Below are 25,064 nucleotides of genomic sequence, written 5' to 3'. Positions count from 1 at the left end.
TCCTTTGGTTACCCACCTGAGTGGCGCGCATACCAGACAACCGCTAACCCGTTTCGACGGATCTCAGGCAACCGACCACTGAGGAAAGAAGTCGATCACTTGTGTGTCCGCACGCCACCACCGCACTCACCGGAACCGGGCCGCGATGACGCCCGACCGCTCCCCTTGGTTGCGTACCTTCACCCGCGTCGAGGCGCCCCGGCTGAGCCTGGTCTGCATGCCGCACGCCGGTGGGTCGGCGTCGTTCTTCCGGCCCTGGCACACCGGCCTTCCGCATGGGGTGGAGCTGATCAGCGTCCAGTACCCGGGACGCCAGAACCGCCTGACCGATCCCTGCCCCACCGACATGGCGAAGATGGCCGACGAGATCGCCGCGCCCCTGCAAGTCCTGCGCGACCGGCCGCTGGCCCTGTTCGGCCACAGCATGGGGGCCTGTGTCGCCGTGGAGGTGGCACGGCGGCTGGAGGCAGCCGGCGGCGAGGTGACGCGACTGTTCCTGTCCGGCTGTAGCGCCCCCGACGTGCCGCCGGGCGATCCACGGCCACAGCGCACCGACCGGGAGCTGATCGCCGAGGTGGCCGCGGTCGACGCCGACGACCACCGGCTACTCAACGACCCGGCGGTGCGGGAACTCATGCTGCCGGCCCTGCGCGCCGATTACCGGATCATCGACGGCTACCGACCTCAGCAGATCACCCCGGTCCGGACGCCGATCCACGCGCTGTCCGGCGTGGACGACGCGACCTGCACGGAATCCGGCATCCAGAGCTGGTCGAAGTGGACCACGGGCGGATTCGCGACGTACCTCTTCGCCGGCGACCATTTCTTCCTCGTACCCGGTCAGGCGGAGGTGCTCGCGCACCTCGCCGACTGGCTCGGTTGACCGGCCGGGCAACCCTGCACCGCCGCGTGCCGGGCCGGCCGGCGCCGTTCCGCACGTCCCCGGGCCGCTGGCGACTGGCCGGCACCGCCGCCACCGGCTCGGGTGCCCGGCCGCCGGCCAGTCGGGACGCCAGACCTCGCGGCGTCTGGAACTCGAACAACTCGGCCAGATCCAGCCCGGCGTCCCACGTCTCCCGCAGCTCCAGTTGCATCCGCAGCAACGGGTACGAGGAGGCGCCGGCGACCAAAAGCCCCGTTTCCGTCCTCGTCGACGGCGGCGATGCCCGAGCAAGCGCCGCTCACGTCGAGCACCGCGGCCAGCGGCGTGCTCGTGGTCTCCATCTGAGCGACGGACTGCCACAGGGCCACCAGCTCCGACACGATCCGCGCCGGTGTGGCACCATCGGCCAGCAGTCCCTCCCTTGGCGAGGGACGTCACGCACTCCCGGCCGCGACGCAGATTCCGCCATTACTCGTCGGGCATCGGCGGCAGTGGGAAGGCGGGCGCTGCCTCCGATCACGGCTACGGCTACTGGTCCACACTCACCCAGGTCCCCTGGTCACGAGGTGCACGCCGACAGGGCCGTGACAAGCGCTCTCGCCACGGCCGGAAGCTGGTCGTTGAGATAGAAATGGCCGCCTGGGAAGAGCCGAACCTCGCATCGGGCGGTTGTGTGCTCAACCCAGGCCCGGGCCTCCTGGGCGGTGCCCTCGGTGTCAGCTGATCCGGCGAAGACGGTGACCGGGCACGACACCAGAGCCTCCGGCACGGGGCGGTAGCACTCGGCCGCGGTCAGGTCGGCGCGGACCGTGGGCAGCATGGTCCGCACCACGTCGGCCTCCGCCCACATCCGCGGATCGCCACCACCGAGACGTTGGATATACGCGATCAGGTCCTCGTCCGAGTTTTCGTGGACTCGGGAGTCCCGCAAAACGGCTAGGGGCCCGGCTACCGGAGACGACCATCGCACGCGGGCCTATGCCGGCGGCCTCCAGGCGCCGCGCCACTTCGAAGGCGAGGCTGGCGCCCATGCTGTGTCCGAACAGGAACGTCCGCTCGACCGCGGGCCCCCTCAGCAGCACCTCGGTGATCTCGTCGGCTAGGACGTGCACGTCGGTGCGGGGCGACTCGCGCAGCCGGTCCTGCCGGCCGGGATACTGCACGACCACCGGGTCGAGCTCGCCGCGGATCAGCCCGGATAGTCTGCGGAAGACGCTCGCCGCCCCGCCCACGTACGGAAAACAGACGAGTCCCGGACCTCGCCCCCGCTCCTGGCCGACACGGCGCAGCCGCTTCGCTGCAGGCGCACGTGTATCAAGGCGCATCCGCGTTATTCACCGCCCTTGGCATTCGAACTCGGTCCACATTTTTGTCGTCCGGCCGATTCTTGGCGGCGAATGGCGCCACTCACATGTCCCAAGTTTGCGTGACGAATCCGCGGGCATCGGCTCTGAGCTGCGGATACTTCGATCGCCTCGCGGCGGAGGGCGTTGCCGGGTTCTGAGGTGCGTGTTTTACTGACTGCCAACACGAACCCTTGTGCAGCACACCTTCTCGGCCTGCCAGAAATTCGGGCACGACGCCGAACAATCCACCGCCTCCGCACTCGTGGCGTAGCCATGCCCGAAATGAGGTGCCCGGGCCTGCGCGGCTTCTCCGCGATGTCGCCCCGACAGCTACTGGAGCGGGAATATGAATGCGAGGAAGCAGTTGGACGACCTCACAGGGTTCTACCTGTCCCAGGACGACGGAAAGCGCACCCTCTTCGAGGTGTGGGAGGCCGGGGAGGCCCGCGGGGACTCGGTCACACCGAGCACGTACTCGCCGGAGTACCGCGTCTGGATCAACGACCGGCTGATCGCCGCTCTGCACCGCACCGAGGGCGACGGCATGCTCAGCCTGGGCTGCGGCAACGCGATGGTCGAGGCGGACATCGCGCGCAAGGGATTCCGGGTCCTCGCGGTCGACGCCCTGCCAGAAGCCGTCGCGCTCGCCCGCGCTAAGTCGGTGGAGGCCGAGTGCGCGGACATCGGCGAGTGGTCGCCGGCCGGCCGATGGCCGGTCATCTACATGGATGGCCTGGCCGGCCACCTCTACACCGCGGCGCACGGACTGCAGCCGACCCTGAACCGGATCCGGTCCTGGCTGGACACCAGCAGCCCGTCACGCATGGCGATCCTAGTGATCTCGAACGACACGCCGAACGACGGGTCCGCTGCCCAGCCGGCCCCCGGCGTCAGCGGATTTCATTGGCTGTCCGCCGACTACCTGCACGACGAGGCCGCGGCGATCGGTTTCACCGACATCACCGTCGACCACTTCAGCTACCAGCGACCGCAGTCGGGCGTCCGGGTCCGCGCGGTCATCCAGGCACACGTACACGGCTGACCGGCCGAGGAGGCAAGCCATGAGCCCGGCAGTGCACTGGTGGATACGCCACGAGAGCAGCCCGACCGAGCAACGCGTGCCAATCACCCCAGACGGTGCGGCGGCCCTGCTCCGCGACGGTCACACCGTGACCGTCGAACAGTCCACACAACGTGCCTTTCCGATCGAAGAGTATGCCGCGGCAGGCTGCCAGATCACCGGCGCCGGCACCTGGCCCGAGGCCCCGGCCGACGCCGTGATCATCGGCGTCAAGGGACCGGCCGCCGAACCGGCCGCGCTGAGCCGGCGGCACGTGTTCTTCGGCCATGCCTACAAGGGCCAGACCGGCGGCCGCGAGCTCCTCGACCGGCTCGCAGCCGGCGGCGGCACCCTACTCGACCTGGAATACCTCGTCGACGAGACCGGCCGGCGAGTCGCCGCCTTCGGTTACTGGGCCGGATACGTCGGCGCGGCCCTGGCTGTGCTGCATCACCGCGGACAGCTCACCGCCCCGCTGCACGCGATGACCCGTGCGGAGCTGGATGCGGCTCTGCGCCAGGCGCCCGATCCGGGTCCAGCCGCAGTGGTGATCGGGGCGCTGGGGAGCAGCGGAACCGGTGCCCGCGACGCGCTCGCGGTCGCTGGAGCCACCGTTACTGCGTGGGACATCGACGAAACCCGCGTGCTCGACCGGACCGCCCTGCTGACCGCCCACGATCTGATGATCAACACAGTGTTGAGCACGGCGCCCGGCATCCCGTTCCTTACCACCGCCGACCTGGTCCACCCGCACCGCAGGCTCTCGGTGGTGTCGGACGTCACCTGCGATTTCACCTCCGACTGCAACCGGCTGCCGATCTACGACCGGCCCACCACCTGGGAGGGGCCAACCCGACGGCTGCACGGACAACCGCTGCTGGACCTGATCGCCATCGACAACCTGCCCTCGCTGCTACCGCAGGAGGCCAGCACCGCCTTTTCCGCCGACCTGCTTCCCCACCTGACGCTCCTCGGCGACGACGCACCGGTGTGGCAACGCTGCCGGCAGATGTTCGAGTCCGTGCGCGACCAGCGCGAACACACCGTCGAGGGGACCCATGTCTGAACTCATCGCGCCGACCGGCCGCGTTCACTGGGCCGGAACCGGACTCTCCACGGGAAGCGGCCTGCGCCTCGTCGCTCAAACGGCCACGGAGACCATCGTCTGGGGCCGCACCCGGGAGAAGGCCGAGAGCTGCCTGGACCGGGTGGGCCTAACTGGCCGGGCCACCGCCCGCGCGTTCAGCCCCGAGGGGCTGCAGGACGATCTGAAGCCCGGCGACCTCGTGGTGTCGATGCTGCCGGCCACCGAGCATCCCGGCCTGCTAGAGCTGTGCCTGCGGCGCGACGCGCACTTCGCCTGCTCGAGCTATCTCTCCGACGCGATCGCGAAGCGGGCGCCGCGAGCCGCCGCCGCGGGCCTGATCGTGCTCACCGACGCCGGGCTCGACCCCGGCATCGACCACCTCTTCGCCCACGACCTGGTGGCCCGCGCCCGCGCCGCCACCGACGGCCATGGATCCGTCTCGGTGGACTTTCTGTCCTACTGCGGGAGCAATCCGGCCGAGCCGAACGACTTCCGCTACCGCTTCGCCTGGGCGCCGCGCGGTGTGCTCACGGCACTGCTAACCTCGGCCCGCTACATCTCCGACGGCACGGTTTCGCACAGCCCGCGCCCGTGGGAGGCGCTACGCGAGCACTACGTCGGCGGCGAACGCTTCGAGGTCTACCCCAACCGGGACAGTCTGCCGTTCGTCGACATGTACGAGTTTCCCGCCCACTGGACGCCGTCGCTGTTCATCCGCGGCACCATGCGCCTGGACGGCTGGCACGAGGCGTGGAAACCGATCTTCGCCGAGCTGCCCGACGCCGACGATCGCCGGATCACCGAACTCGCCGCCGAACTCGCCGCCCGCTACCCGACCACCGCCGAGGACCGCGACCGAGTGGTGATGTCTGTGACGCTGCGGGCCCGGGCCGAGGACGGCACCACCTGGGCCGGCGAGTGCTCGCTGGACGTGACGGGCACCGAACGGGAGACCGCGACCACCTTCCTGGTCTCCACCGGCCTCGCCTGCGGAATCGCGGACGTCCTGGCCGGCGGTCTGGGACCTGGACTGCACCGCACGGTGTCCGACGCGGCGGCGATCCAGCGATGGTACCGCTACCTCAACGACCAGGGCGTGCGCTGGGAGACCCGTTGGTGACGGCGCTGATCCTCGCCGGTGGGCGCGGGGAGCGACTGCTGCCGCTGACCGCCGAGATACCCAAGCCGATGATCGACGTGGCCGGCAAACCGGTGATCGAGCACCAGATCGACAATCTCCGCCGCTACGGAGTGACCGATGTGCTGCTGGTGGTGGGGCACCGCTCGGAGGCTGTCAAACTCCATTTCGGCGATGGCGCCCGCTTCGGCGTCCGGATCGGCTACTTCGAGGAGACGGAGCCGCTCGGCACCGCGGGTGCCCTGCCCCGGCTGCACGACCGGTTGCCGGAACGGTTCCTGCTGCTCTACGGCGATGTGCTGACCGACGTCGATTTCGCGCGGATGCTCGAATTTCATGCGCAGGCGGACGCCGAGGCCACGGTCCTCGTGCACCCGAACGACCACCCCGCCGACAGCGACGTCGTCGTCCTCGACCACGACCAGGTCGTCACCGGCCTGCTGCCGAAGAACACCCCGCGAGACCGATGGCACCGCAATCTCACCAACGCCGGCGTCATGGTTCTCGAACGCGTCGTGCTGCGTCGCCTGCGCGGCGATGCCCCGCAGGACCTGGAACGGGATCTGCTCAGTGACGCAATCCGCGCCCGGCAGGTGCGCGGCTACCGCTCGTCGGAATACGTGAAGGACATGGGTACGCCCCACCGCCTCGCGGCCGTACGGCGCGCCGTCGCCTCCGGAACCGTGCGCCGGCGCAACCTCTCGCACAGCCAGAAGGCCGTCTTCTTGGATCGCGACGGCACGATCAACGACCACGTCGGACTGCTCACCCGGCCGGAACAGATCAGCATCCCGGTCGAGGTGATCACTGCGCTGCGGCTGCTCAACGAATCCGACTTCCTCGCGATCGTGGTGACCAACCAGCCTGTGGTCGCGCGTGGCCTGTGCGACTTGAACGAGTTGGAGAACATCCACGGCCGCCTCGAGGCCGTGCTCGGCGAGCACGGCGTCTACCTCGACGACCTCTACTTCTGCCCGCATCATCCGGATGCCGGCTTCTCCGGGGAACGGCCGGAGCTCAAACGGGCGTGCGCCTGCCGTAAACCGGGGACCGGGCTCGTCGACGCCGCGGTGCGCAAGTACTCCGTCGACGGACGGTCGTCCTTCTTCGTCGGCGACACCACGGTGGACGTGCAGACCGGCCGTACCAGCGGCCTGCGCACTGTCCTGCTCGGCACCGGGATGGCCGGGCGCGACGGCAAGCACACCGTGACACCCGATCACTTTGCCAGAGATCTGCTCGCGGCGGTGCGGTGGATCCTCGCCGAGGACGCCACCCGGGCCGAGGTCGGCAGCACGGCACCGCCCGGCGACCACCGCATGCAGCCGGCGCCCGCCTCATGATCACCACGCGGACACCCCTGCGGGCCAGTTTCTTCGGGGGCGGTACCGATCTGCCCGCCTACTCCCGGCGGCATGGCGGCGCGGTGCTCACGTCTACGATCGACAAGTACATCCACGTCGCCGTACGGCCTCGCAACGACGGCCGTTACGTGGTGCGGCACTCCACCACCGAGATCGTCACCGACCTCGACGACATGACCCACGACCTCGCCCGGGAATGCCTCCGACTGGTCCGGCCACCGGGCGGCATCGAGATCACCAGCACCTCCGATACGCCGTTCGTCGGTTGCGGTCTCGGCACCTCCAGTGCGTTCACGGTCGGGCTGCTACAGGCGCTGAAAACCATGTCGGGCCAGTCCACGGACGCTGTCGAGCTGGCCGAACTGGCTTGCCGAGTCGAGATCGACGTGCTCGGTCAGCCGATCGGCAAGCAGGACCAGTACAGCACGGCCCTGGGCGGATTCCGGGAGATATGGTTCGACCGGGACGGCTCCGTGCGTACCGCACCGGTGCCGGTGCCGCCCGAGGCCCGGGAGAAGCTGACGGCACATCTCAAGCTCGTCTTCACCGGACAGACCCGCAAGGCCGCCGAGGTGCTGCGCCGGTGGCAGCCGGAGCAGGTCAGCAACGAATCGCGGTACCACGCTCTCAAGCAGATGACCGGACCTGGGCGGCAGGTCATCACCGCTGGCGACACCCGCGAGCTCGGTCGCCTGCTCGACCTCTCCTGGCAGCACAAACGGGCACTGTCGCAGACCGAGGGCACCGTCTCCCGCCTCTACGAGGCCGCCCGGGCCGCGGGCTCGTACGGCGGGAAGTTGCTGGGCGCTGGCGGCGGCGGCTACTTCCTGCTGGTGTGCCCACCGGAGGCCGAGGAGCGGCTGAGCCGGGCACTGCATGGCCACCCGATCCTGCCGTTCTCGTTCACCGACGAGGGTGTCACCGTGGTGCGCCACGACGCGAGCGACACGGCCGAGTCACCGCTGCGGTGACAGGGAGGTGACGTCCGTGGCGTCCACCGGCTCGGCGACAGCGAGCCTGCGGACGCCACGGATGACACGTACGGCCATATGCGCCACGCTGAGGTGGATGTCCTCGCAGACCCCGTAGTCGGAGCTTCTCATCACCAGCACGCGCTCGGCCAGGTCGCTGAGCTTGCCGGCCTGCCCGACCAGCGCCATGGTGTGGATACCCAGCTCATGAGCCGTCTCGGCGGCCGCGATGAGGTTGCCCGACTGACCACTGACGCTGAGCAGCACCAGGGTGTCGCCGCGCCGTCCGTACCACCTCAACTGGCGGCCGTAGATCTCCTGATAGCTGATGTCGTTCGCGATGGCGGTCAGGGCGGCCGGGCTGTCGCCCAGCGACCGGACCGAAGCCGGCCGCCGGACGGCCAGCGCCGCCGAGGAGAGATCCAGCGCCATGTGTGACGCCGTCGCAGCGCTGCCACCGTTACCAGCCAGGAAGATCGATCCGGTACCGAGAACCCGCTCACAGAGAACGTCGAGGAACCCGCCGAGCGCGTCGCGGTCGATCCGGGACAGCACCTCCTGCACGTCCCGCAGATAGTCGTCGGCGACCCGGCGACCCGAGAACCCGCCGCTCCTCACGTCCACCTGATCCGGCCGCTCCGCCGCTTTACGGAGCAACGCTGTACTCGGGGTTCGACATGCCGCCCAGCCGGTAGCGCAGGGTCGGGCGCCGCGAGCAGGCGGTGGGGATGCCAAGCCGGACGATCTGCTCCAGCAGGATGTCGTCCTCACCGAGACGGCCGGCGATTTCCTGCACCGTACGGGGTCGGTGGAAGTACAGCTGGGCCAGCAGCCGCCGGTCGAAGAGCCACTCCCCCATGTCCACCATGCCCTTCGCGCCGTCCGGCAGCGTCACGTCGGCGCTGTCGCGTACCACCGCCTCGTCTGGGCTCATGACACCAGCGCGGGCTAGGTCCTCGAACCGCTGCCGGCTCTCCTCGCCGGGTGGTAGCCATGGGAAGCGGTCCACGATCACCGGCGAGCCGTCGACACTGGTGAGGGTGCGCCAGGAGTGCGCGGCGAAGATGCTGGGACCGAGCGACGCCAGCAGCGCGGACAGGTGATCGGGCGCCCAGGCGTTGTCGTCATCGAGGAAGGCGATGTAGTCCCCGGTGCTGTTGCGGACCGCCAAATCCCGTGCCGTCGCGATGCGGCCGGCCTGGTCAAGCCCTCCGGCGTCGCCCCGGTCCAGCCGGATCACCTGTACCCACTCGCTGCCGGGCGGCAGGTCGACCGCTCCGGGGCCCTCGACCCAGATGGTCAGCCGCACCTCGGCGTCGACGTCCTGAGCCGCGACCGACACGATGGCCTCGTCGAGCGAGGCACGGCCGCCCACCGTGAGGGTGATGACGTCGATGACCGGGCGGGACGGCGGCTCCGCCAGCCGGCGGAGACGGCGGGGACCGCGCGAGCGGGGGCCTGGGAGAGCGTTGGCCAGGCTCTCCAGCGCGGGCGCGGCGGCGAGGAAGGCATGATGCGGAATGAGCGTGTAGCGCTGGTACCAGCGCTCCGACACGGGGCTGGCCGATGGCGTACCGGCGATGGCCGCGAATTGCTTGATCGTCTCTGGACGGTAGAGCGGGCCCTGCGGCACCGGCGGATAGACCCGGTCGAGCGCCATGCCGCACTCCTGCCAGACTTGGTCGATCATCTGGTCCGCGGTCGGCACCGCCTCGGGAACCTCAACCGCAAGGCCGTAGAAGGCGCCGGACCGCAGGGAGTCGGGATCGGCCACGTAACGCACCCCCCGCTCGTCTAGCATGCCGAGGAAGTCGTTGACCCTTCGGGACCGTCGCGCGCATTGGTCGTCGAACCGGTCCAGCTGGTCCAGCAGCATGGCAACCGAGATCTCCGGCGGCGAGTGGTTCGCGCCGTGCAGCAGCAGGGCCGCCTCCAGCTCGTTGACCGCTGACGCGTGCGGTTGACGCGATCTCCTGCGGGAGTCCATGACGAGACTCTCCAGGCGTACCGCCATGTCCGGGTCATCGGTGAGGACCGCGCCGCCCTCGCCCGCAGTGATGATCTTTCCGGCCTGAAGGCTCATGATCGACAGATCACCCAGCGATCCGACGGCGCGGCCGCCGGATCGGGAAAACTGGGCGTGGGACGCGTCCTCGATGATGGGCACGCCGGGGTAGAGGCGGCGCAGTTCGTTGATCGGGCAGTGCTGGGCGTAGAGATGGATCGCCAGGATCGCCGATGGCGGCCCGGAGAGCCCCGCCGCGTTCCCGCATGGTGATGCCTCCGTTGCGTCGAAGAAGACCGGCGTGGCGCCCACCCGCAGGACCGAGGTCGCACAGCTGACCCACGTGGTGGCCGGCATCGCGACCGTGTCACCCGGGCCGATGCCAAGAGCGTGCAGAGCCACGACGATCGCGCTGGAGCCGTTGGTGGTCAGCACGGCGTGTCGGCGGCCCGCCCGTGCGGCGACCGCCTCGGCAGCCGCCACCGCACGCGAGATCCACGGGCTGCGATTGCCGCTGACCGCAAGCCGTCGGCTGAGCATCGCGACGGACACGGCCTGGCTCGTCCAATGGTCGACCTCCGGCCAGGCCGGCCATACGACTGGACTGTCAATCACGATCGTCGCTCCCCTTGTGACGCCGGGAACCCTCTGTTCCCAGCGGAGATGCTGGAGGCCGACGCACACCGCTGGTCCGTCCCCGCATCCGGGCTGCTGCCCAGGAGCGGCAGCAGCCGACGTGGTGCCGGCGCCGCCTCGGCAGGGGGCACGGCCCCGCACATCCCCGGTTTCAGGTTCACAATGTGCTGCGCGTACGGCGGATACGTCTCCTCCTCGAAGTCGACGTACCGGTTGCGATAGCACCAGTTGCACGCCGCAAACCGGTCACTGATGCCATCCGTCCAGCCCCGGTGCTCACCGCGCAGCGCCCGGTACGCCGGACCGTTCCAGATACTCTCGAACGGTCCCACGGTGAGATCGCCGAGCAGATAGTCGCGGTCGTGCTCGCCGATCAGGTGGTCACAGAACCCGACCTGGCCGCGGTGGTTGAAGTAGCAATACATCCACGGATGGGTGCACATCTTGGCGGCGTGTTGCGGCTCGGCCCACATCTCGGCGATCGACGAGTCGATCCGTACCTCGACGTCGAGTTTTTCGGCCTCGGCGGCGGTCCGGGCCAGCGCCTCGGCGACGGCCGGGTAGTGGTAGCGCAGGTTGTCCGGATCCGCGCCGTCGAGGGTGACCGGGCTGAGGTGCACGCCAAAGCCCAGCCGGGCGGCGAGGTGGACGATCTCGTGCACGCCGGACAGCGCGGCGGCCTGCACCACGACGTTGAGATGGATGTTGGCCGGATCGGTGCCGGAGGCCCGAGCCTCGTCGGCGAGAATCTCCAGGTTACGGAGGATCACCGGCAGCTTTGCACCGTGCCGCAGTTCGTGCAGCAGTTCCTCGTCGGTGGTGTCGAGAGACACCGAGATCAGCGATCCGGTGCTCACGAGACGCCGCCACAGCGCCTCGTTGGGAACGGTCAGGTTGGTGACCAGCCGCAGACGGCAGCCGTAGTCGAGCGTCTTCTCGACGTATTCCGGGAACCGCCGCAGGATGGTGCTCTCCCCCCAACCGCGCAGGTCGACGAGTTCAGCCGTCGGAAACAGCTCCCGCGCAATCGCGGCGAACATCTCCGGGGCCATGTTCTTCGACCGGTCGAAGGCGCCACCGGAGCGGCACATCGAGCAGGAAAGGTTGCAGTTCTCGGTCAGTTCGACGAACAGCACTCGCGGCCTGCTTCGCAGGGTGACCGCGCCCTGCTCGAACTCGGAGATGTTGAGCTGTCGGTTGTCCTCACGTGTCTGGGGCAGACCAACACCCTGGGAAGACATCGCCGAGACTCCCTTCATCGGCACAGGCGCCGAGCCGTTGGAATGCGCGGTGAGCAAGGCGGCCTGCCAGCGGTGCGGCGGGGCCGTCGGGACGGGCCGTGGTTCGCCGATCAGGTGCCGATGGCGGCACCACCCGAGTGCCACACGACCACCACCGAGGGGCGTGGCAGTGAACCGTCCGGCCAGCGCGAGGACGGGTTGTCCCTGGTCGATCCGGTGGTTTCCCCCGGATGCTGGACGGCGACCAGCACGGTGCGGCCGTCCTCGGAAAACACCGGCCCGCACACCTCGGCGCCGAACGGCGCGCTCAGGAACTGCTTGACGTAGCCGGCGTCCGGGCCGTCCAGGGCGGTGGCGTACAGCCCATCGTTGGCCGACAGCGACTGGGCGCTGTCCGTGGCGATCCAGAGATTGCCCCGGGAGTCGAAGGCCAGGTTGTCCGGACAGGAAATGGGCGAAACCCTGGTCTTGTCGTACCCTGCAAAGTAGGTGTTGGGATCCGCAGGGTCGCCACAGACGATGGGTAGCGACCAGCCGAAGGACTCCGCCTCGTGATCGCCGTCCTTCTCGGTGAACTCCAGGATGTGCCCGTGCTTGTTGACGTTGCGGGGGTTGGCCTCGTCCGCCGCGTAGGGGGCGCCGGCGCCGCCCCGGTAGGAGTTGTTCGTCAGCGCGCAGTACACTTTGCCGGTACGCGGGCTGGCCTGCACGTCCTCCGGCCGGTCCATCTTCGTCGCCCCGGCCGCATCGGCCGCCAGACGGGTGTTCACCAGCACCTCGTCGATGCTCATCCCAGCCACCGCGGAGCGTCCCGACCGGGTCAGCGCGAGCCACCGGCCCCGCCCGTCGAACGCGCCGTCCAACGGCAGCTTGCCGGAGCCGTCGATTTCCCCCGCCGAGGTGCCCTCGAACGAAGCCACGAACAGGGAGCCGGATGCCAGCAGGGTCATGTTGTGGCGGCGGGCGGCCTGACCGGGACGCGCGTCGAACCTGCCGTCCGAGACGAACTTGTAGACGTACTCGAAACGATCGTCGTCGCCCATGTACACCACGGCCCGGCCACTACGGCCGATCACTACATGCGCGGCCTCGTGCTTGAACCTGCCCAGGGCGGTGTGCTTCCGCGGCGTTGAGCGCGGATCGTAGGGATCGAGTTCGACGACCCATCCAAAACGGTTCGCCTCATGCGGATGCTTGGCCAGATCGAAACGCTCATCCGCCAGCTCGGCGCTCGGGCCGCCGCGGGTCGAGGTGTCGAAGCCGTAACGCCGCAGGGCCGGCTTTTCCTCGTCCGGCGCCTCGTCCGCGCCGACGAACATGTAGGTGATGTTCTCCTCGCCCGAGAGCACCGTCCCCCACGGTGTCACGCCGCCGGAGCAGTTTGCCTGAGTGCCTGTCACGGTGCGGCCACGGGGATCGGCAGCAGTGCGGAGCAGCGGTGACCCGGCGGCCGGCCCGGTCAGCGCGAATCGGGTGGTCGCGGTGGTCACTCGACGGTTGTAGGGGCGTTGCCCGGACCGAACCAGCCGCCACTCGCCGGTCGTGCCGACGCGCTCGATCTCGGCCACGAACATCCCGATCGCCGCGAGTTGGATCCGCATCTGCTCGACGGTGGGCACGGTGAAACCAGAGAACATCAGCTCCGGATTAGTGTATTCGTGATTGCCCACGAGCAGCGCCCGCCGGCCACCAGTGCCCACCGGCAGCATGGCCAGGAAGTCGTTGTTGTAGCCAAACTGCCGAGCCTGCGCCTCGGCGGTCTGCCGCCGCGGGTCGAAGGCCGGAGCGCCCGGCACCACCTCGTCGCCCCACCTGACGAGCACGGCATGCTCGTAGCCGCCGGCGACGATTACCTCGTCGTCGAAGGTAGGCTCGACCGCCGTGAAGGTCAGTCCGGTCCGGTGGCTGGAGGTGGGCGCCGGTGCGGCCGGTTCGGTGTGATCGCCGCCCCCGACGGTGAGCAGGACGGAGACGCTGGCGCCCAGGGCCAGCACCGAGCGCCGCGACTGGGCGGACGCCATGAGATCACCGAAGTAGGTGTTGCCGGACTGGTTGGGCGCCTCCTGGGCGCAGGCGTCCCCGCACCGGTACCGGCACGTCATCGCATCGCGCCGCCCGTGGTGTCGTGTCGCCGTCACCACCGGTAGCATTAGGTGGTCATCCATTCATGTGCCCCTGCGCATAGATAGTGGTCATCACAACCGGAACGGTGCTCGATGCAGCCCGATGTAACGCTCCGGCGCCGGCCCTGCCGCAGTCAGTAGCACCTCCGCGGCGATTGACAACGAGTCAAACCTGGTCGGCGCCCGGCCGCAACAGGGTGGGGAGTACTGCGTTTAAGGGGCAATACTTCGACCGCCCCGATGACCTACGCTCGCTTCGATCCGCCGGCGGGGACCGTCGTGATCGGATGAAACGCGAGTTGTGAGGTTCGAGCTGATGACCGACTACTACCGCAACCGCTGGCGTACCCGGGCGGAGGCGACCGTCGGAGAGGGCTTCGCCAGAATCCTCGGACGGTACCCGGACAGCTGGAGCGACAGCTGGTTCGACCACAACGGCGACAGCATCTCGGCCGCCCGGCTCGTCGCCTTCCTACAGAAGGCCACCGGCGTACGGTTGCGGCTCGCCGACGTGCTGTCGCGCAGTTCCACGGTCGGATCCATCGCGGAGCGCCTGAGCTCAGTGCCGACGTTCGACCGGGACTCCTGCCTGAGCGTCCACAACGAGGGCGGCTCGGACGACGACCCGGTGCTGGTGTACCTGCATCATCCGGCCGGTACCGCGTACGCGGGCTATCTACTGGCGAACGCCACCGGCATCACCGTGTGCTCGGTGCGTGCCGCAGGCTTGGAGGGAGAACGGCCGGTGCCCCGCCGGATCGAAGACTTCGCGAGAATCTACCGGGAGCAGATCGCCGAGGCCTTCCCGCAACGCCCGATCTGGACCAGTGGGTTCTCCGCGGGAGGACTGCTCGCGTTCGAGCTCATCCACCAGATCCGAGATGCCGGGATGCGGGCGGCCGGGGTGATCCTGTTCGACAGCCCGCGACCGGACGACTATCTGAACACAAAGCCGCCCGACCTCATCCGCACCCAGCAGGACCGGCTCAACGAGTTGCTGCGCAGGGTGGGCGCCGACGAGGAGCTGATGGCGGAGGCGTACTCGGTGCCGGCCGCCTCGGAGACCCGGTTGGCCGGTCTGTCCGAGCGCATGGTATCGGCGCTGGTGGCCGGGGCAGCCGTGCCGCATCGCGAGGCAGAACGGGCCATCCTCGACCAGTTGGACGTGTGGGGCGCGATGCACGAGGCGCGCTACGCCTACCGCGCCCGTCATCTCCCAGGCCGCCTGCACTACCTGCTGGCAGCCGGGGACCTCGAAGTCGCCCAGGCATGGGAATCCATGGCCGATGAGGTGCGTATGGCGTACCTGGATGGCGAGCACTTCGACTACGGCCTGTTCCGCGACGAGCGGTTCCACGCCGTGCTGAATGGCTGGTTGGCCGACCGGCTCGCGCCCGGAGACCGAGCGGAGCCGGGTCGGGCGAACCACCTCAGAGGGCCAGAGCGCCGTCCAACTCCACGGTAGGCCAGTCACGTGGCGTGACCATGAAAGCCCGCGCGCGACCGGCCCGCCCGAGGGACTCGAAATTGAATTCGTGAAGCTCCCGGCGCAATCTGACGGTGGTCTCCCAATAGGGCCGGTCGTCGCGCTCCAGTGCCACAGCAAGGCCAGGCTCCGGAGTTCCCGGCGGTTCGGTTCCGACATCCACGAGAACAATGGTGCTACGTGACACACGAATCATTTCCCCGAGCATTCGGCATGCGGTCCGGATCGGGAAATGGCGCCAGTAGTCGGTGACGATGCCGAGTTCGAAGGTGTCGTTCTTGAACGGTGATCGAATGCCCACCAACGGGACGTGGCCCTCGATTCCCGGAAGCGAGGCGGGGAAGATCGTCCGGTCCGGCCCCGGCAGGCCGTCCGGCCACCCGTCCGGATGTCCGAGCAGACACACCCGGTCCGCGCCGGCGATCCGCGCCCGGACGGCGTCAAGGCGGGCCAGTTCCCGGCAGTCGGCCGAGGAGGCGGAAAGCTTCGCCACGAACTCCTCGATGGCCGGCAGGAGCGCTCGGGCGCGCCCGATGTCGAAGCCGGCGACTGCCTCGACCTCGATCTCCGGATGTTGCTCAAGCATGCGCTGCTCGTTGCGGCGATCCCGGACGACCTCCATGTTGCGGTCTCGCGGGTGCGGCAGATGCAGAGCTTTCGCCTCGCCGAGGAAGACCGTGGGCACGCCGTGGCGGGCCATCCGTAGACCAAGTTCCATATCCTCGACGCCTTTCACCTCGAAGACGTCACTGAACCCGCCGACCTGCGCGAAGGCGTCGGCCGGCACGCTGGCGTTTGCGGTCCAGAAGTAAGCCCAGTCGCTGTTCCGCGGCCTTGCCAGCACCGTTCCCAGCGGATCGGCGACGGCGCCGACCGCCAGCATGTCCGTCAGTCGGCGTGGACCGTCACCGGCCGACCACGGCCGGCCCACCAGCAGATCCCAGGTCTGCGGAGTCTGCTCCCGCGCGGCCGCATATCCGCAGTAGGCCGCTCGCTGCCGGGCCTGCGCCCGCACATGCTCCGCCACGAGGTCGGGATGGGCGACACACTCGGCATCCAGAAAGATCAGGATTTCGCCGCAGGCCACGGCGGCGCCCGCGTTACGTGCGCGGTGGGCGCCGAGCGGGTGATCATGGCGCAGGACGACACAGGATGCTGCGGCGCCGATCTCCTCCGCGACCGGGGCGGCGGAGCCGTCGTCGACCACGATGACCTCGAACCCGGAAGCGGGCCACGACTGGCGCTCCAGCGAGGCCAGAGTCAGCCGGAGAGGCTCGGTGCGATCGCGCGTCGGGATGATCACCGAAGCCGCGACTGTCCCGCCCATTCTTTCCATCTGCACTCCCCGTGATAAGGATGACCAGTCCGGCCGAATACCTTCCCGACGATATACGACCATCGACCTTCGGCAGACACATGACTGAGACTCTCACGAGCCCAAAAAATTGGACTTCCTTCACCGTAATGCCACCTGATAGAGTCATTTTATGTCCTCCGGCTCTTGCGCCAGGACGGAACGGCGCCCTCAAGTATGCCGCCGAGTAACTGATGGAGTCAGCGCATGTCAGGTCTGAACGCCTTTTACGATCCTGTCCTGTACGAGTTGAACGTCGGTTACGCGCCACGGTTGACCGACACTTACCTCACCATGACCAAGCACGTCGACACCTCACGTACGGTGATGGAGTTGGGCTGCGGGATCGGCGACATCATCCTGCCTTTCGCCGAGCGCGGCCATCCGGTGGTGGGTGTGGACCGCTCACCGGCGATGCTCGAGCACTTTTCCCGCCGTCTCGCCGGGTCGCCGGCCGCGGATCGGGTCCGTCTTCATCGCGCCGATCTGCCGGCGCTGGACCTCGACGCTCCGGTCGACATCGTCCTGCTACCCAACGACCTGATCTCGCATCTGTTGACCACGGACGACCTGACGGCCACCCTCCAAGCGACCCACCGGGCCCTCGAACCCGGTGGAGAAATCCTGCTCGACATCAGCCGCTTCAACGTCACCGACCTCGCCGGCAAGTCGGGAGCCAACGGACAGCTCACCCGAGTGCACGGCTTCTTCGACTACCCGGGTGGGCGCACGTTGCGCGTCAGCGAGCAGACCACCTACGACCGGCGCAGCGGCGTCCTCACCGCCGCCTTCTGCTACGAGTTGCTCGACGTCGAGGCCGTCGTGGAGAAGACTTGGTACCGGATGCTCAAGCTGCACCCCCGGACCATCGAGGAGATGACCTCCTCACTGGTGGCGGCCGGCTTCGACATCAGCGCGGTCAAGGACGACGTGTTCCCGCCCGGCATCGACAACATTCTGATCCACGGCACCCGGAACGATTCCCGAGCGCGATGAGAGCTGCGTCCCGTTCCCTGCTGTACGGTCGCGCCCTGGCCGATCTAGCGCTCCTCAAACTCCGGCGGCTGGTCCGCACCGGCGCCCCGTACTCCTATCAGCCCCGACACGCGACCCTGTGCGGCGCCTCCATACGGACGTACAACCTCGACACCCTGGCCTATCTGGTTCGGGAGATCTTCCTGGCAGGCTGCTACGAGGCCGGTGAACTGCCGGAACGGCCGGTCATCCTCGACGTGGGCGCCAACATCGGCATCGCGTCGTTCTACTTCCATCTGCGCTATCCCACCGCGTCGATCACGGCGGTGGAGGCGGACCCTGACGCCTTCCGGCTGTTGTGCGACAACATTCGCTCGGCGATGGCACATACGGTGACCGCCGTCCACGGGGCAGCGGCGGAGAAGACCGGCGAGCTGCTGCTCTACCGGTGTCCCGGAAAGCCGGGACGGCTCACCACCAGCCTGGAGCCCGACCGCGGCGGGGCGGAGGGACTCGTGGTACCAGCCCTGCGGCTCTCCTCGATAGTCGGTGAGCGGGTGGACCTCCTCAAGATTGACATCGAGGGAGGCGAGCACCAGGTGCTCCGTGAGCTCGCCATGACCGGCGCTTTGACTCGGGTGCGGCAGCTCATCTTCGAGCTGCACACGCCGGGAGCCGACCCGGATGCAGCCGCCCGCACCCTCAATCTGCTCAGACAACACGACTTCAGCTACCAGATCACCGGCGGCACTGTCGACGGCCACTGGGCGGCGGCTGACGAGGCAGTGCTCGTGCATGCCCGGCCGGCGAGCCCCAAAAACACGCGATTCTCGTGAAAGCAGGCACCTATGGACCTCAGGATCCTCGTCGAGCCGCAGCAAGGGGCGACCTACGCGGACATTCTCCGATCCGCCCGGATCAGTGAGGCGGCCGGCTTCGACGGCTTCTTCCGGTCGGATCATTTGCTCGCGATGGCCGGCGCGGACGGCAGGCCGGGCCCCACCGACGCGATGACCACCCTCGCCGGGCTGGCGTGTGACACCACCACCATCCGGATTGGGACACTGGTCAGCCCGGTGACCTTCCGGCCCCCTGGGCTGCTGGCCATTCAGGCCGCACAGGTGGACGCCATGAGCGGCGGCCGGCTGGAACTCGGCCTGGGCGCCGGCTGGTTCGCCGCCGAGCACACCGCCATCGGACTGCCCTTCCCGGACGCGCGGACCCGATTCGCGATGCTGGCCGAGCAATGCGCCATCATCACTGGCACGTGGGCGACACCGGAGACTGACACGTTCTCCTTCGCCGGCGAGCACTACCAGCTCACCGATTGCCCTGGCCTGCCAAAGCCGGCGCAGAAGCCGCTACCCATCATCATCGGCGGCACGGGACGGCGGCAGACACCCCACCTCGCCGCCCGGTACGCAAACGAGTTCAACGCGCCCTTCGTACCGGCCGCCGAAGCCAAGCGTCTCCGCGTCGGTGTGGAACGCGCCTGTGCCGACGCCGGTCGCGCTCCCGCAGAGTTGACCTGGTCGGCGGCGCAGGCGGTGGCCTGCGGCCGCACCTCGAACGAGGTAGACCGGAGGGCCGCCGCAGCGGGGATCTCACCGGCCCGATTCCGGGCCAAACACCTGGCCGGCCCCCCCGTGGAGATAGCCGAACAGATAGCCGCCTACGCGGCCGGGGGATGCACCCGTATGTATCTCCAGTTGCCTGAGCTGACCGACCTCGATCACATCGAGCTGATCGCCGCGGAGGTGGTCCCCCTGCTGACCGACACGGCCGCTGGCGAGCGCCGGCCGGCGAGCCAGGGCAGTCCGCAGTGACCGGCGCCGCAGCCACCCCGCTCGGCATCGGCCAGGTGGGCCTGGGCAGCATCTCCGGTACACACCGGGACGGATACCGGCCCTATGGACTCGACGTGGTCGCCGGCCACGACCGCGTCGCGGCCGCGCGGGATGCCTTCGCGAACGCCGAGCCCACAGCCGCGATCCACGCCACCCTGGACGGGCTTCTCACCGACCCCCGGGTCGGTGTGGTGGATCTGGCCACGCCGCACACGGCCGGGACCCGCGCGCCCCTGCTCCGAGCCATCCTGGAGGCGGGCAAACCGGTGCTGGTACAGAAGCCGCTCGCCATGACCTACCCGGAAGCCGAGGAGATCGCGGTCCTAGCCGCCACGACGGGCGTACCGGTCATGGTGAACCAGTCCATGTGCTTCACCCCGGCCGCGCTGGCCCTGCAGCGGATCCTCTGCTATGACCGGGTCATCGGGCCGCCGTCCTACACCCAGATCCGCACGGAGGCGAAGTTCGATGCCGACCGGCATCCCTGGTACGGCAAGAGCGAGCGATGGTGGACGGCGGCCCTCAGCGTGCACCACCTGGGCCTGCTGCACCATCTCCTCGGTCCGCCCGAGTCGGTCTACGCGCTGATCGGCCGCGACAGCCGCCAGCCCGGCGTGCCGAGCGACGGATACGGACACCTGTCGTTGCGTTACGGCTCCGGCGCGCAGGCCCTGCTGATCTCGTCCGGCACCTACTACGGAACCCACCAGGTGCACCACGGTGCGGAGCATGCCTGGTTCCAGGGACCGGACGGACTGATCGACTGGGCGCCCGACGGTCCCACTGTGGTGTCCACCCGCCGCCCGGCGGAGCGGGCTATCGACCATACCGAGTGGCCCGCACCGGTGCCGGGCACCTGGTTCCCGCACGCCTTCGGGCTGGCCATGCACAGCTTCCAGACGGCGCTCTCGCAGCGGGCCACGCCCTGGTGCACCGCCGCCGACAACCTGTACGTCATGGCGGTGATCGAAGCGGCGTACCGGTCGTCCGCCGAGTCGCGTGCCGTACCGCTGGAGGAGATCATGGGCGACCGTTTCGACCCGGCCTACGGCCCGGGCTGCCGGCGCGGCTTCCTTGTCTGGGAGGCCCCGGAACCTCGGCATGCGGCCGTCCGCACCGCTTCCTGAGGAGGACGTCTTGCCCGATTCGATGACGATGGAGCACTTCCGCACCTACGGGTTCGTCGTGCTGCGCGGGTTCTTCGACGCCCCGACGGTCGGTGCGCTACGTGCCGAGGTCCGCACGGCGCTCGGCGACAGCTACGACCTGCCCACCGATGCGGTGACGGAGGCGACCGGCCGGGTCGGCTACTACCTGCCGATGATGGGCGACCGGACACCGGTGAGCCGGGCGCTCGCAGTGGATAAACGGCTCACCTTACTCGCCGGGAGCCTGCTCGGCCGGCCGCCGGTGCCCAAGCCGGCCAAAGGCATTCTCTATCGCGACGCCTCGCCATGGCACCAGGACTCCGCTGACCCGGACCTGCAGGCGGTGAAGGTCGTGGCCTATCTCGATCCGCTCACCGCTGGCACCGGCGCGCTACAAGTGCTCCCCGGGTCACATCACGCGCCGTGGGCCGACGAGCTGCGCTCCTACCGGACGCAGTGGCCGGCATCCGAGCCGTTCGACGAGGACCGTGAACTGCGTCTGTGGCCCGGTCTCACCGTCACCACCCAGCCCGGCGACGTGATCGTGTTCGACATCCATCTGTGGCACGCGAGCCTGCACGGCCGGGACCGCTGGCAATGGTCGGTCTCCTATGCGGGGCATCCTGGAAAGAACGCGGATCTCACGAAACTGCGGGACCACATCGGCGCCTTCCACAGCGAGGGCCACACGTACGACGTGGCGGCGTACCCGTATTTCGACCGGTCCTGGCTGCACCAGCATCACCCGTCGACCCTCACCGCGCTCGAGGAGATCGGTGTCCTCTGACCCTCCGGCCGGGCCGGCGTACGAGCCCATGATCGCTCGCCTCGAGGCGCTCTGCGGCTTCTTCGGTCTCGGCGACCCGGCCTCCGCCCGGCTGACAATGGTCGGGCGGGGCGCCATGGGCCGTGTCTGGCGGCTGGACACCGCAGGGGCGAGCTACGCGGTCAAGGAACTGCTCTGGGAGGTCGACCCCGCGGCGGTGCGTCGCGAGGTTGACCTGTATCGGATGGCCGTCGTTGCCGGCGTACTGGCTCCCCGCCCTCTGCCCGGCGCTGGAGGTGACTATCTCCTTATGCTGGACGGGGACGGGGCGCCCCGGTGCGCTCGGCTCTACGACTGGGCCGTTGGAGCCCCGATGAGCCGGCGAGCCGAACCGGTGGCCGAGGGTATCGGCGCCCTGCTGGGGCGAATCCACGGGCTACGTCGGGCCGCCGCCGCGCCACCACACCCGTGGTACGAGGTGGCGCCGGCCGTGGAGAGGTTCAACTCGCTGGCCGAGCGCGGCATCGCCGCGGGCCTGCCGTGGGCGCCCTCGCTGACCCGCGTGCTGCCGCTCATCGCGGACTTGGTGCCGCTGGTGTTCCCCGCCCCGGCCAGCGAGCTAATCGAGTCACACCTGGATCTGGCCCCTTCGAACGTTCTCCGCGGGCCCGGTGGCCTGGTCCTGCTCGACTGGGACGACGTGGGCGCCGCGCATCCCGACCGCGAGCTCGCCTCGACTCTGATACGGTGGCACGCCGCCGGCGACGTGGTCGACGAGGCCGCGATCATCGACACGTTGAAGGGCTACCGAGCGCACGGCGGATACGGCACGGTACGGACGCCCGCGTCCTTCGCCATGGCTGCGGCCACCTGGCTGAACTTCGTCGAGGCCCAGGCCCGCATCACCTTGGAGCCGGCGCATGCCGAACACCTGCCGTTCAGTGAAGCGGCGCTCCGGCAGGTGCTCCGGCGGCCGCCCACACTGCCCGCGATGAGCCAGATCATCGACGTGGCCGCGCGGCTCTAGCCCGCGTCGGCGCTCACCGGTAGAGGAGCGGACGATCCATCATGTCTACTTCGACCCGGCCGCCGCCACGGAGCGCGGCGACGCTCGCATCCGACACAACGGCGGCCGCGTAACCGTCCCAGGCGCTTGGGCCGGCCGGCACAGCGTCGCACGAGGCCGCGTCGATCCATTCCTGGAGCTCGGCGTCGTACGCTTGGGCAAAACGCGAACGCCAGTCCGCCGGCACCGGGGTGGCCCGGTGTCCCGCTGCCCGCACCACCACTGGACCGTGGTCTCCTAACGCGACAGTGCCGTTCTCGCCGACGACCTCACCGCGGATGTCGTAGCCGTAGCGGATATTCACCGAGGTCTCCACGTCAACGATGGCGCCGCCCGCCATTTCCAGGATGAGCAGGAGCGGGTCCTGCAGGTCGCCGCCGAGTCGGTTGCGGCGGGGCACGAGCACCCGCGTGGCACTGACCTCGTCGTCGAGCATCCAGCGCGCCAGGTCGATGTCGTGCACGGCGGTGTCGGTGATGGCGCTCTCCTTCTCGTAGAAAGGTGCCACCCCCGCGTTGCGGTGGGCACAGTGCATCATCAGCGGCGCGCCGATGTCGCCGCTGTCCACCACGTCCTTCAACGCGCGGTACGCCTCGTCGTACCGGCGCATGTAGCCGACCTGGATCAGGCGGCGTCCGTGTGCCACCTCCGCCTCGACGATGCGCCGGCACGCCGGTTCGGTAGTAGCCAGCGGCTTCTCGCAAAAGACGTGCTTACCCGCAGCGAGGGCGGCCAGCACGTACCGTTCGTGGGTGTCGCCCCATGAGCAGACGACCACCGCGTCGACCCGGGGATCGGCGATCAACTCCTCGCCGCTGTCGTGCAGCGCGGCGCTGGGCAGGTCTTCGGCCACCCTCTTTGCGACCGCCACGTCGATGTCCATCACAGCACTGACCTGGACGCCGGAGAGCACCCTGGTCATCCGCCGCAGGTGGTCCTGACCGATCGTTCCAGTGCCGATGATTCCGACATTGAGCATGCGCCCGATCCCTTTCCTGGGAGTACGGCTTCCGCGAGGTACGGCGACCCCGCCCGACGGTGGCCGACTGTGATCGACGACATCAGCAGCGTCGGCCAGCCGTACCGGGACGACACGTCGCGTAATCCGGTGACGCTCCACCGGGGCGAACCGTGCCGCATGTTCACGTGACTGGCTGAAGGCGGCACAGCCTCCCATCCTGGCTCAAGTGGAGAGAGCGAGCACCCGTGTCCGAGCCTGACAACAACACAACCCTCGCGACGGACCCGTTGGGAACCACGTTCGCCATGTGGCGATCTGTCCTGGGTATCGACGACGTCGACGAGTCCACGCACTTCTTCCGCCGAGGCGGCACATCGATCAAGGCCGCCATGCTGATCGCGCGGCTGCGGAAGGCGACGGGTGTCCGGGTGCCCATGCAGGCCTTCCTTCAGGACCCGACGCCCCGGGCAGTGGCCACTCTGTTGGCCGGCGGACCAACCGTCAAGCCGGGCGCCCATGCGGAGCCGCCGGTGAACGACCCGGTCGCCGCGGCCATCCGGACGCTGCGGGAGGCGGTCGATCAGGGACAGATCCTCGGCGCCCAGCTGGTCGCCGCGCGGGGCTCACACACGCTCACCGACGTGGCGTTCGGTCGTGCGGACGACCACACCCCGCTGACCACAGCTTCTCGGTTCCGGTGGTACTGCGCCGGCAAGCCCGTGATAGCCGTCGCCTGCGCGACTCTGGTCGACGACGGCGTACTGGACTGGCCGGCCCCCCTGGCGCGGTACCTCCCCGAGCTGGGCACGGCACCGGCCGGCCGGGTGACAGTCGCTCAGGTGCTGAACAGCTCGAGCGGCATCCAGGAGGTCGAGGCGCTGCCCGCGACGGCAGAGGCACTGGCCGGTCTGACACTCACCGGCGAGCCCGGAACGGTGCCGTACTACTCGTACCACACCGGTTGGCAGATTCTCCGGGTCCTGATCGAGCGGATCAGCCGCGAGGACGTCCGGGCGTATGTGCGGCGGCGGGTACTACAGCCGCTGGGGATGGACGGGACCGATCTGGAGCCGATCGGAGGGACAGACGAGCACTCCCCCCGAGTACGGCAGCCCATCCTCCGAGACGGCGTCTGGGTCCCGGTCGCCGAGGAGCAGATCAATCCGCACACGGCCGGCACGCTGGACACCGGCCGGGCGCTGGTCGGCCCGGCGCACGATCTCGCCGCCCTGTACCTGGAGATGCGACGCGCCCTGCTCGGCGTGGGACGCGTCCTGCGCGAGCGCACGGCCCGCGACATGCTCGCCCGGTCCCGCAGCCGCTCACTCGACCACAACACCGGACAGTGGCTCGACATCGGGCTGGGGTTGCAAGTGAACCTGAGCGACGTCCTCGCCTGTGAGCACTTCTCCGACCGCAGCCTCGGCCATCTGGGCATCGTCACCAGACCGACCGCGCTCGGACTGTACGACCCCACCCACGACACCGTTATCGCGATCCTGCTGCGCGGCGACGCGGCCGGCAATCAGGTGCTGATGACGGAGGTGCTCGACCTGCTCCTGACGAATTCCGGGCGATGAGAGCCACCCGGCCGAAAGTCAGGCGTT

At 68.9% G+C, this 25,064-nt stretch carries 21 protein-coding genes and 1 pseudogene; 14 read left to right on the top strand and 8 right to left on the bottom strand.

Annotated elements, in window-relative coordinates; all coding sequences use genetic code 11:
- Positions 1-169: 169 nt before the first annotated feature.
- A complete protein-coding gene (locus tag ACZ6QQ_RS16025; RefSeq protein ID WP_465876996.1) occupies positions 170-883 on the top strand; it encodes a thioesterase II family protein in 714 nt (237 codons plus the stop codon).
- Positions 884-1,442: 559 nt separating this feature from the next.
- Here ACZ6QQ_RS16025 and ACZ6QQ_RS16020 read toward each other — a convergent pair.
- Together ACZ6QQ_RS16020 and ACZ6QQ_RS16015 are read right to left on the bottom strand one after the other, a co-directional pair.
- The gene (locus tag ACZ6QQ_RS16020; RefSeq protein ID WP_465876994.1) at positions 1,443-1,853 is read right to left on the bottom strand and encodes a thioesterase II family protein; all 411 of its coding nucleotides are present in this window, start codon (positions 1,851-1,853) and stop codon (positions 1,443-1,445) included.
- Positions 1,828-2,208 (bottom strand): annotated as a pseudogene (locus ACZ6QQ_RS16015) (thioesterase II family protein); the annotation flags it as partial. The pseudogene ACZ6QQ_RS16015 and the gene ACZ6QQ_RS16020, both read right to left, overlap by 26 nt.
- Positions 2,209-2,593: 385 nt before the next feature.
- Between ACZ6QQ_RS16015 and ACZ6QQ_RS16010 the strand changes: the two are divergent.
- The 5 genes from ACZ6QQ_RS16010 to ACZ6QQ_RS15990 all read left to right on the top strand — a co-directional run bounded on the left by ACZ6QQ_RS16010 (position 2,594) and on the right by ACZ6QQ_RS15990 (position 7,849).
- A complete protein-coding gene (locus ACZ6QQ_RS16010) occupies positions 2,594-3,271 on the top strand; it encodes a class I SAM-dependent methyltransferase (protein ID WP_465876992.1) in 678 nt (225 codons plus the stop codon).
- A gap of 19 nt (positions 3,272-3,290) precedes the next feature.
- Entirely contained in the window at positions 3,291-4,355 is a 1,065-nt protein-coding gene (locus tag ACZ6QQ_RS16005) for a saccharopine dehydrogenase (protein ID WP_465876990.1), read from the top strand.
- The gene (locus ACZ6QQ_RS16000) at positions 4,348-5,496 is read left to right on the top strand and encodes a saccharopine dehydrogenase C-terminal domain-containing protein (RefSeq protein ID WP_465876989.1); all 1,149 of its coding nucleotides are present in this window, start codon (positions 4,348-4,350) and stop codon (positions 5,494-5,496) included. Before ACZ6QQ_RS16005 ends, ACZ6QQ_RS16000 begins: the two co-directional genes overlap by 8 nt.
- Positions 5,493-6,857 (top strand): HAD-IIIA family hydrolase, encoded by a 1,365-nt coding sequence (locus ACZ6QQ_RS15995; protein WP_465876988.1) that lies wholly within the window; start codon positions 5,493-5,495, stop codon positions 6,855-6,857. The genes ACZ6QQ_RS16000 and ACZ6QQ_RS15995 overlap by 4 nt, the downstream gene beginning before the upstream one ends.
- Before the next feature lie 83 nt (positions 6,858-6,940).
- Positions 6,941-7,849 (top strand): GHMP family kinase ATP-binding protein, encoded by a 909-nt coding sequence (locus tag ACZ6QQ_RS15990; RefSeq protein WP_465876987.1) that lies wholly within the window; start codon positions 6,941-6,943, stop codon positions 7,847-7,849.
- On the opposite strand, the gene ACZ6QQ_RS15985 is transcribed toward ACZ6QQ_RS15990, so the two are convergent.
- From ACZ6QQ_RS15985 to ACZ6QQ_RS15970, 4 genes are all read right to left on the bottom strand, one after another.
- Entirely contained in the window at positions 7,835-8,473 is a 639-nt protein-coding gene (locus ACZ6QQ_RS15985; RefSeq protein ID WP_465876986.1) for an SIS domain-containing protein, read from the bottom strand. The genes ACZ6QQ_RS15990 and ACZ6QQ_RS15985 overlap by 15 nt on opposite strands.
- Positions 8,474-8,495: 22 nt before the next feature.
- Positions 8,496-10,394: an aminotransferase class I/II-fold pyridoxal phosphate-dependent enzyme gene (locus ACZ6QQ_RS15980; RefSeq protein ID WP_465877151.1), complete on the bottom strand. Its 1,899-nt coding sequence runs from the start codon at positions 10,392-10,394 to the stop codon at positions 8,496-8,498.
- Positions 10,395-10,465: 71 nt separating this feature from the next.
- A complete protein-coding gene (locus tag ACZ6QQ_RS15975; protein ID WP_465876985.1) occupies positions 10,466-11,731 on the bottom strand; it encodes a radical SAM protein in 1,266 nt (421 codons plus the stop codon).
- A 110-nt stretch (positions 11,732-11,841) separates the two neighbouring features.
- Positions 11,842-13,896 carry a PhoX family protein gene (locus ACZ6QQ_RS15970; protein WP_465876984.1) on the bottom strand — a complete coding sequence of 685 codons (2,055 nt, stop codon included), beginning with the start codon at positions 13,894-13,896 and terminating at the stop codon, positions 11,842-11,844.
- Between the two features lie 274 nt (positions 13,897-14,170).
- Between ACZ6QQ_RS15970 and ACZ6QQ_RS15965 the strand changes: the two genes are divergently transcribed.
- A complete protein-coding gene (locus tag ACZ6QQ_RS15965) occupies positions 14,171-15,319 on the top strand; it encodes a thioesterase domain-containing protein (protein WP_465876983.1) in 1,149 nt (382 codons plus the stop codon).
- Here ACZ6QQ_RS15965 and ACZ6QQ_RS15960 read toward each other — a convergent pair.
- Complete coding sequence (locus ACZ6QQ_RS15960) at positions 15,285-16,676, bottom strand: glycosyltransferase family 2 protein (RefSeq protein ID WP_465876982.1); 1,392 nt, start codon at positions 16,674-16,676, stop codon at positions 15,285-15,287. The genes ACZ6QQ_RS15965 and ACZ6QQ_RS15960 overlap by 35 nt on opposite strands.
- A gap of 291 nt (positions 16,677-16,967) precedes the next feature.
- Here ACZ6QQ_RS15960 and ACZ6QQ_RS15955 point away from each other — a divergent pair, with 291 nt between their 5' ends.
- From ACZ6QQ_RS15955 to ACZ6QQ_RS15930, 6 genes are read left to right on the top strand one after another with little or no spacing between them, the layout of a single operon-like run.
- Positions 16,968-17,690 (top strand): class I SAM-dependent methyltransferase, encoded by a 723-nt coding sequence (locus ACZ6QQ_RS15955; RefSeq protein ID WP_465876980.1) that lies wholly within the window; start codon positions 16,968-16,970, stop codon positions 17,688-17,690.
- Positions 17,687-18,505, top strand: a complete 819-nt coding sequence (locus ACZ6QQ_RS15950) for an FkbM family methyltransferase (protein ID WP_465876979.1) — start codon at positions 17,687-17,689, stop codon at positions 18,503-18,505. Before ACZ6QQ_RS15955 ends, ACZ6QQ_RS15950 begins: the two co-directional genes overlap by 4 nt.
- A 12-nt stretch (positions 18,506-18,517) precedes the next feature.
- Complete coding sequence (locus ACZ6QQ_RS15945; RefSeq protein WP_465876978.1) at positions 18,518-19,495, top strand: TIGR03560 family F420-dependent LLM class oxidoreductase; 978 nt, start codon at positions 18,518-18,520, stop codon at positions 19,493-19,495.
- A complete protein-coding gene (locus tag ACZ6QQ_RS15940; protein ID WP_465876977.1) occupies positions 19,492-20,643 on the top strand; it encodes a Gfo/Idh/MocA family protein in 1,152 nt (383 codons plus the stop codon). Before ACZ6QQ_RS15945 ends, ACZ6QQ_RS15940 begins: the two co-directional genes overlap by 4 nt.
- A gap of 10 nt (positions 20,644-20,653) precedes the next feature.
- Complete coding sequence (locus ACZ6QQ_RS15935) at positions 20,654-21,451, top strand: phytanoyl-CoA dioxygenase family protein (protein ID WP_465876975.1); 798 nt, start codon at positions 20,654-20,656, stop codon at positions 21,449-21,451.
- Positions 21,441-22,457, top strand: a complete 1,017-nt coding sequence (locus tag ACZ6QQ_RS15930) for a phosphotransferase enzyme family protein (RefSeq protein WP_465876974.1) — start codon at positions 21,441-21,443, stop codon at positions 22,455-22,457. The genes ACZ6QQ_RS15935 and ACZ6QQ_RS15930 overlap by 11 nt, the downstream gene beginning before the upstream one ends.
- A gap of 13 nt (positions 22,458-22,470) precedes the next feature.
- Here ACZ6QQ_RS15930 and ACZ6QQ_RS15925 read toward each other — a convergent pair whose 3' ends face one another.
- The gene (locus ACZ6QQ_RS15925; protein ID WP_465876972.1) at positions 22,471-23,475 is read right to left on the bottom strand and encodes a Gfo/Idh/MocA family oxidoreductase; all 1,005 of its coding nucleotides are present in this window, start codon (positions 23,473-23,475) and stop codon (positions 22,471-22,473) included.
- Positions 23,476-23,762: 287 nt separating this feature from the next.
- On the opposite strand from ACZ6QQ_RS15925, the gene ACZ6QQ_RS15920 reads away from it, so the two are divergent.
- The gene (locus tag ACZ6QQ_RS15920; protein WP_465876971.1) at positions 23,763-25,037 is read left to right on the top strand and encodes a serine hydrolase; all 1,275 of its coding nucleotides are present in this window, start codon (positions 23,763-23,765) and stop codon (positions 25,035-25,037) included.
- The last annotated feature ends 27 nt before the right edge of the window (positions 25,038-25,064 follow it).

The sequence above is a fragment of the Micromonospora sp. NPDC049529 genome (assembly GCF_055586685.1).
The sequence above is the reverse complement of the archived record's forward strand: the minus strand, read 5'-3'. Positions and strand labels throughout refer to the sequence as shown.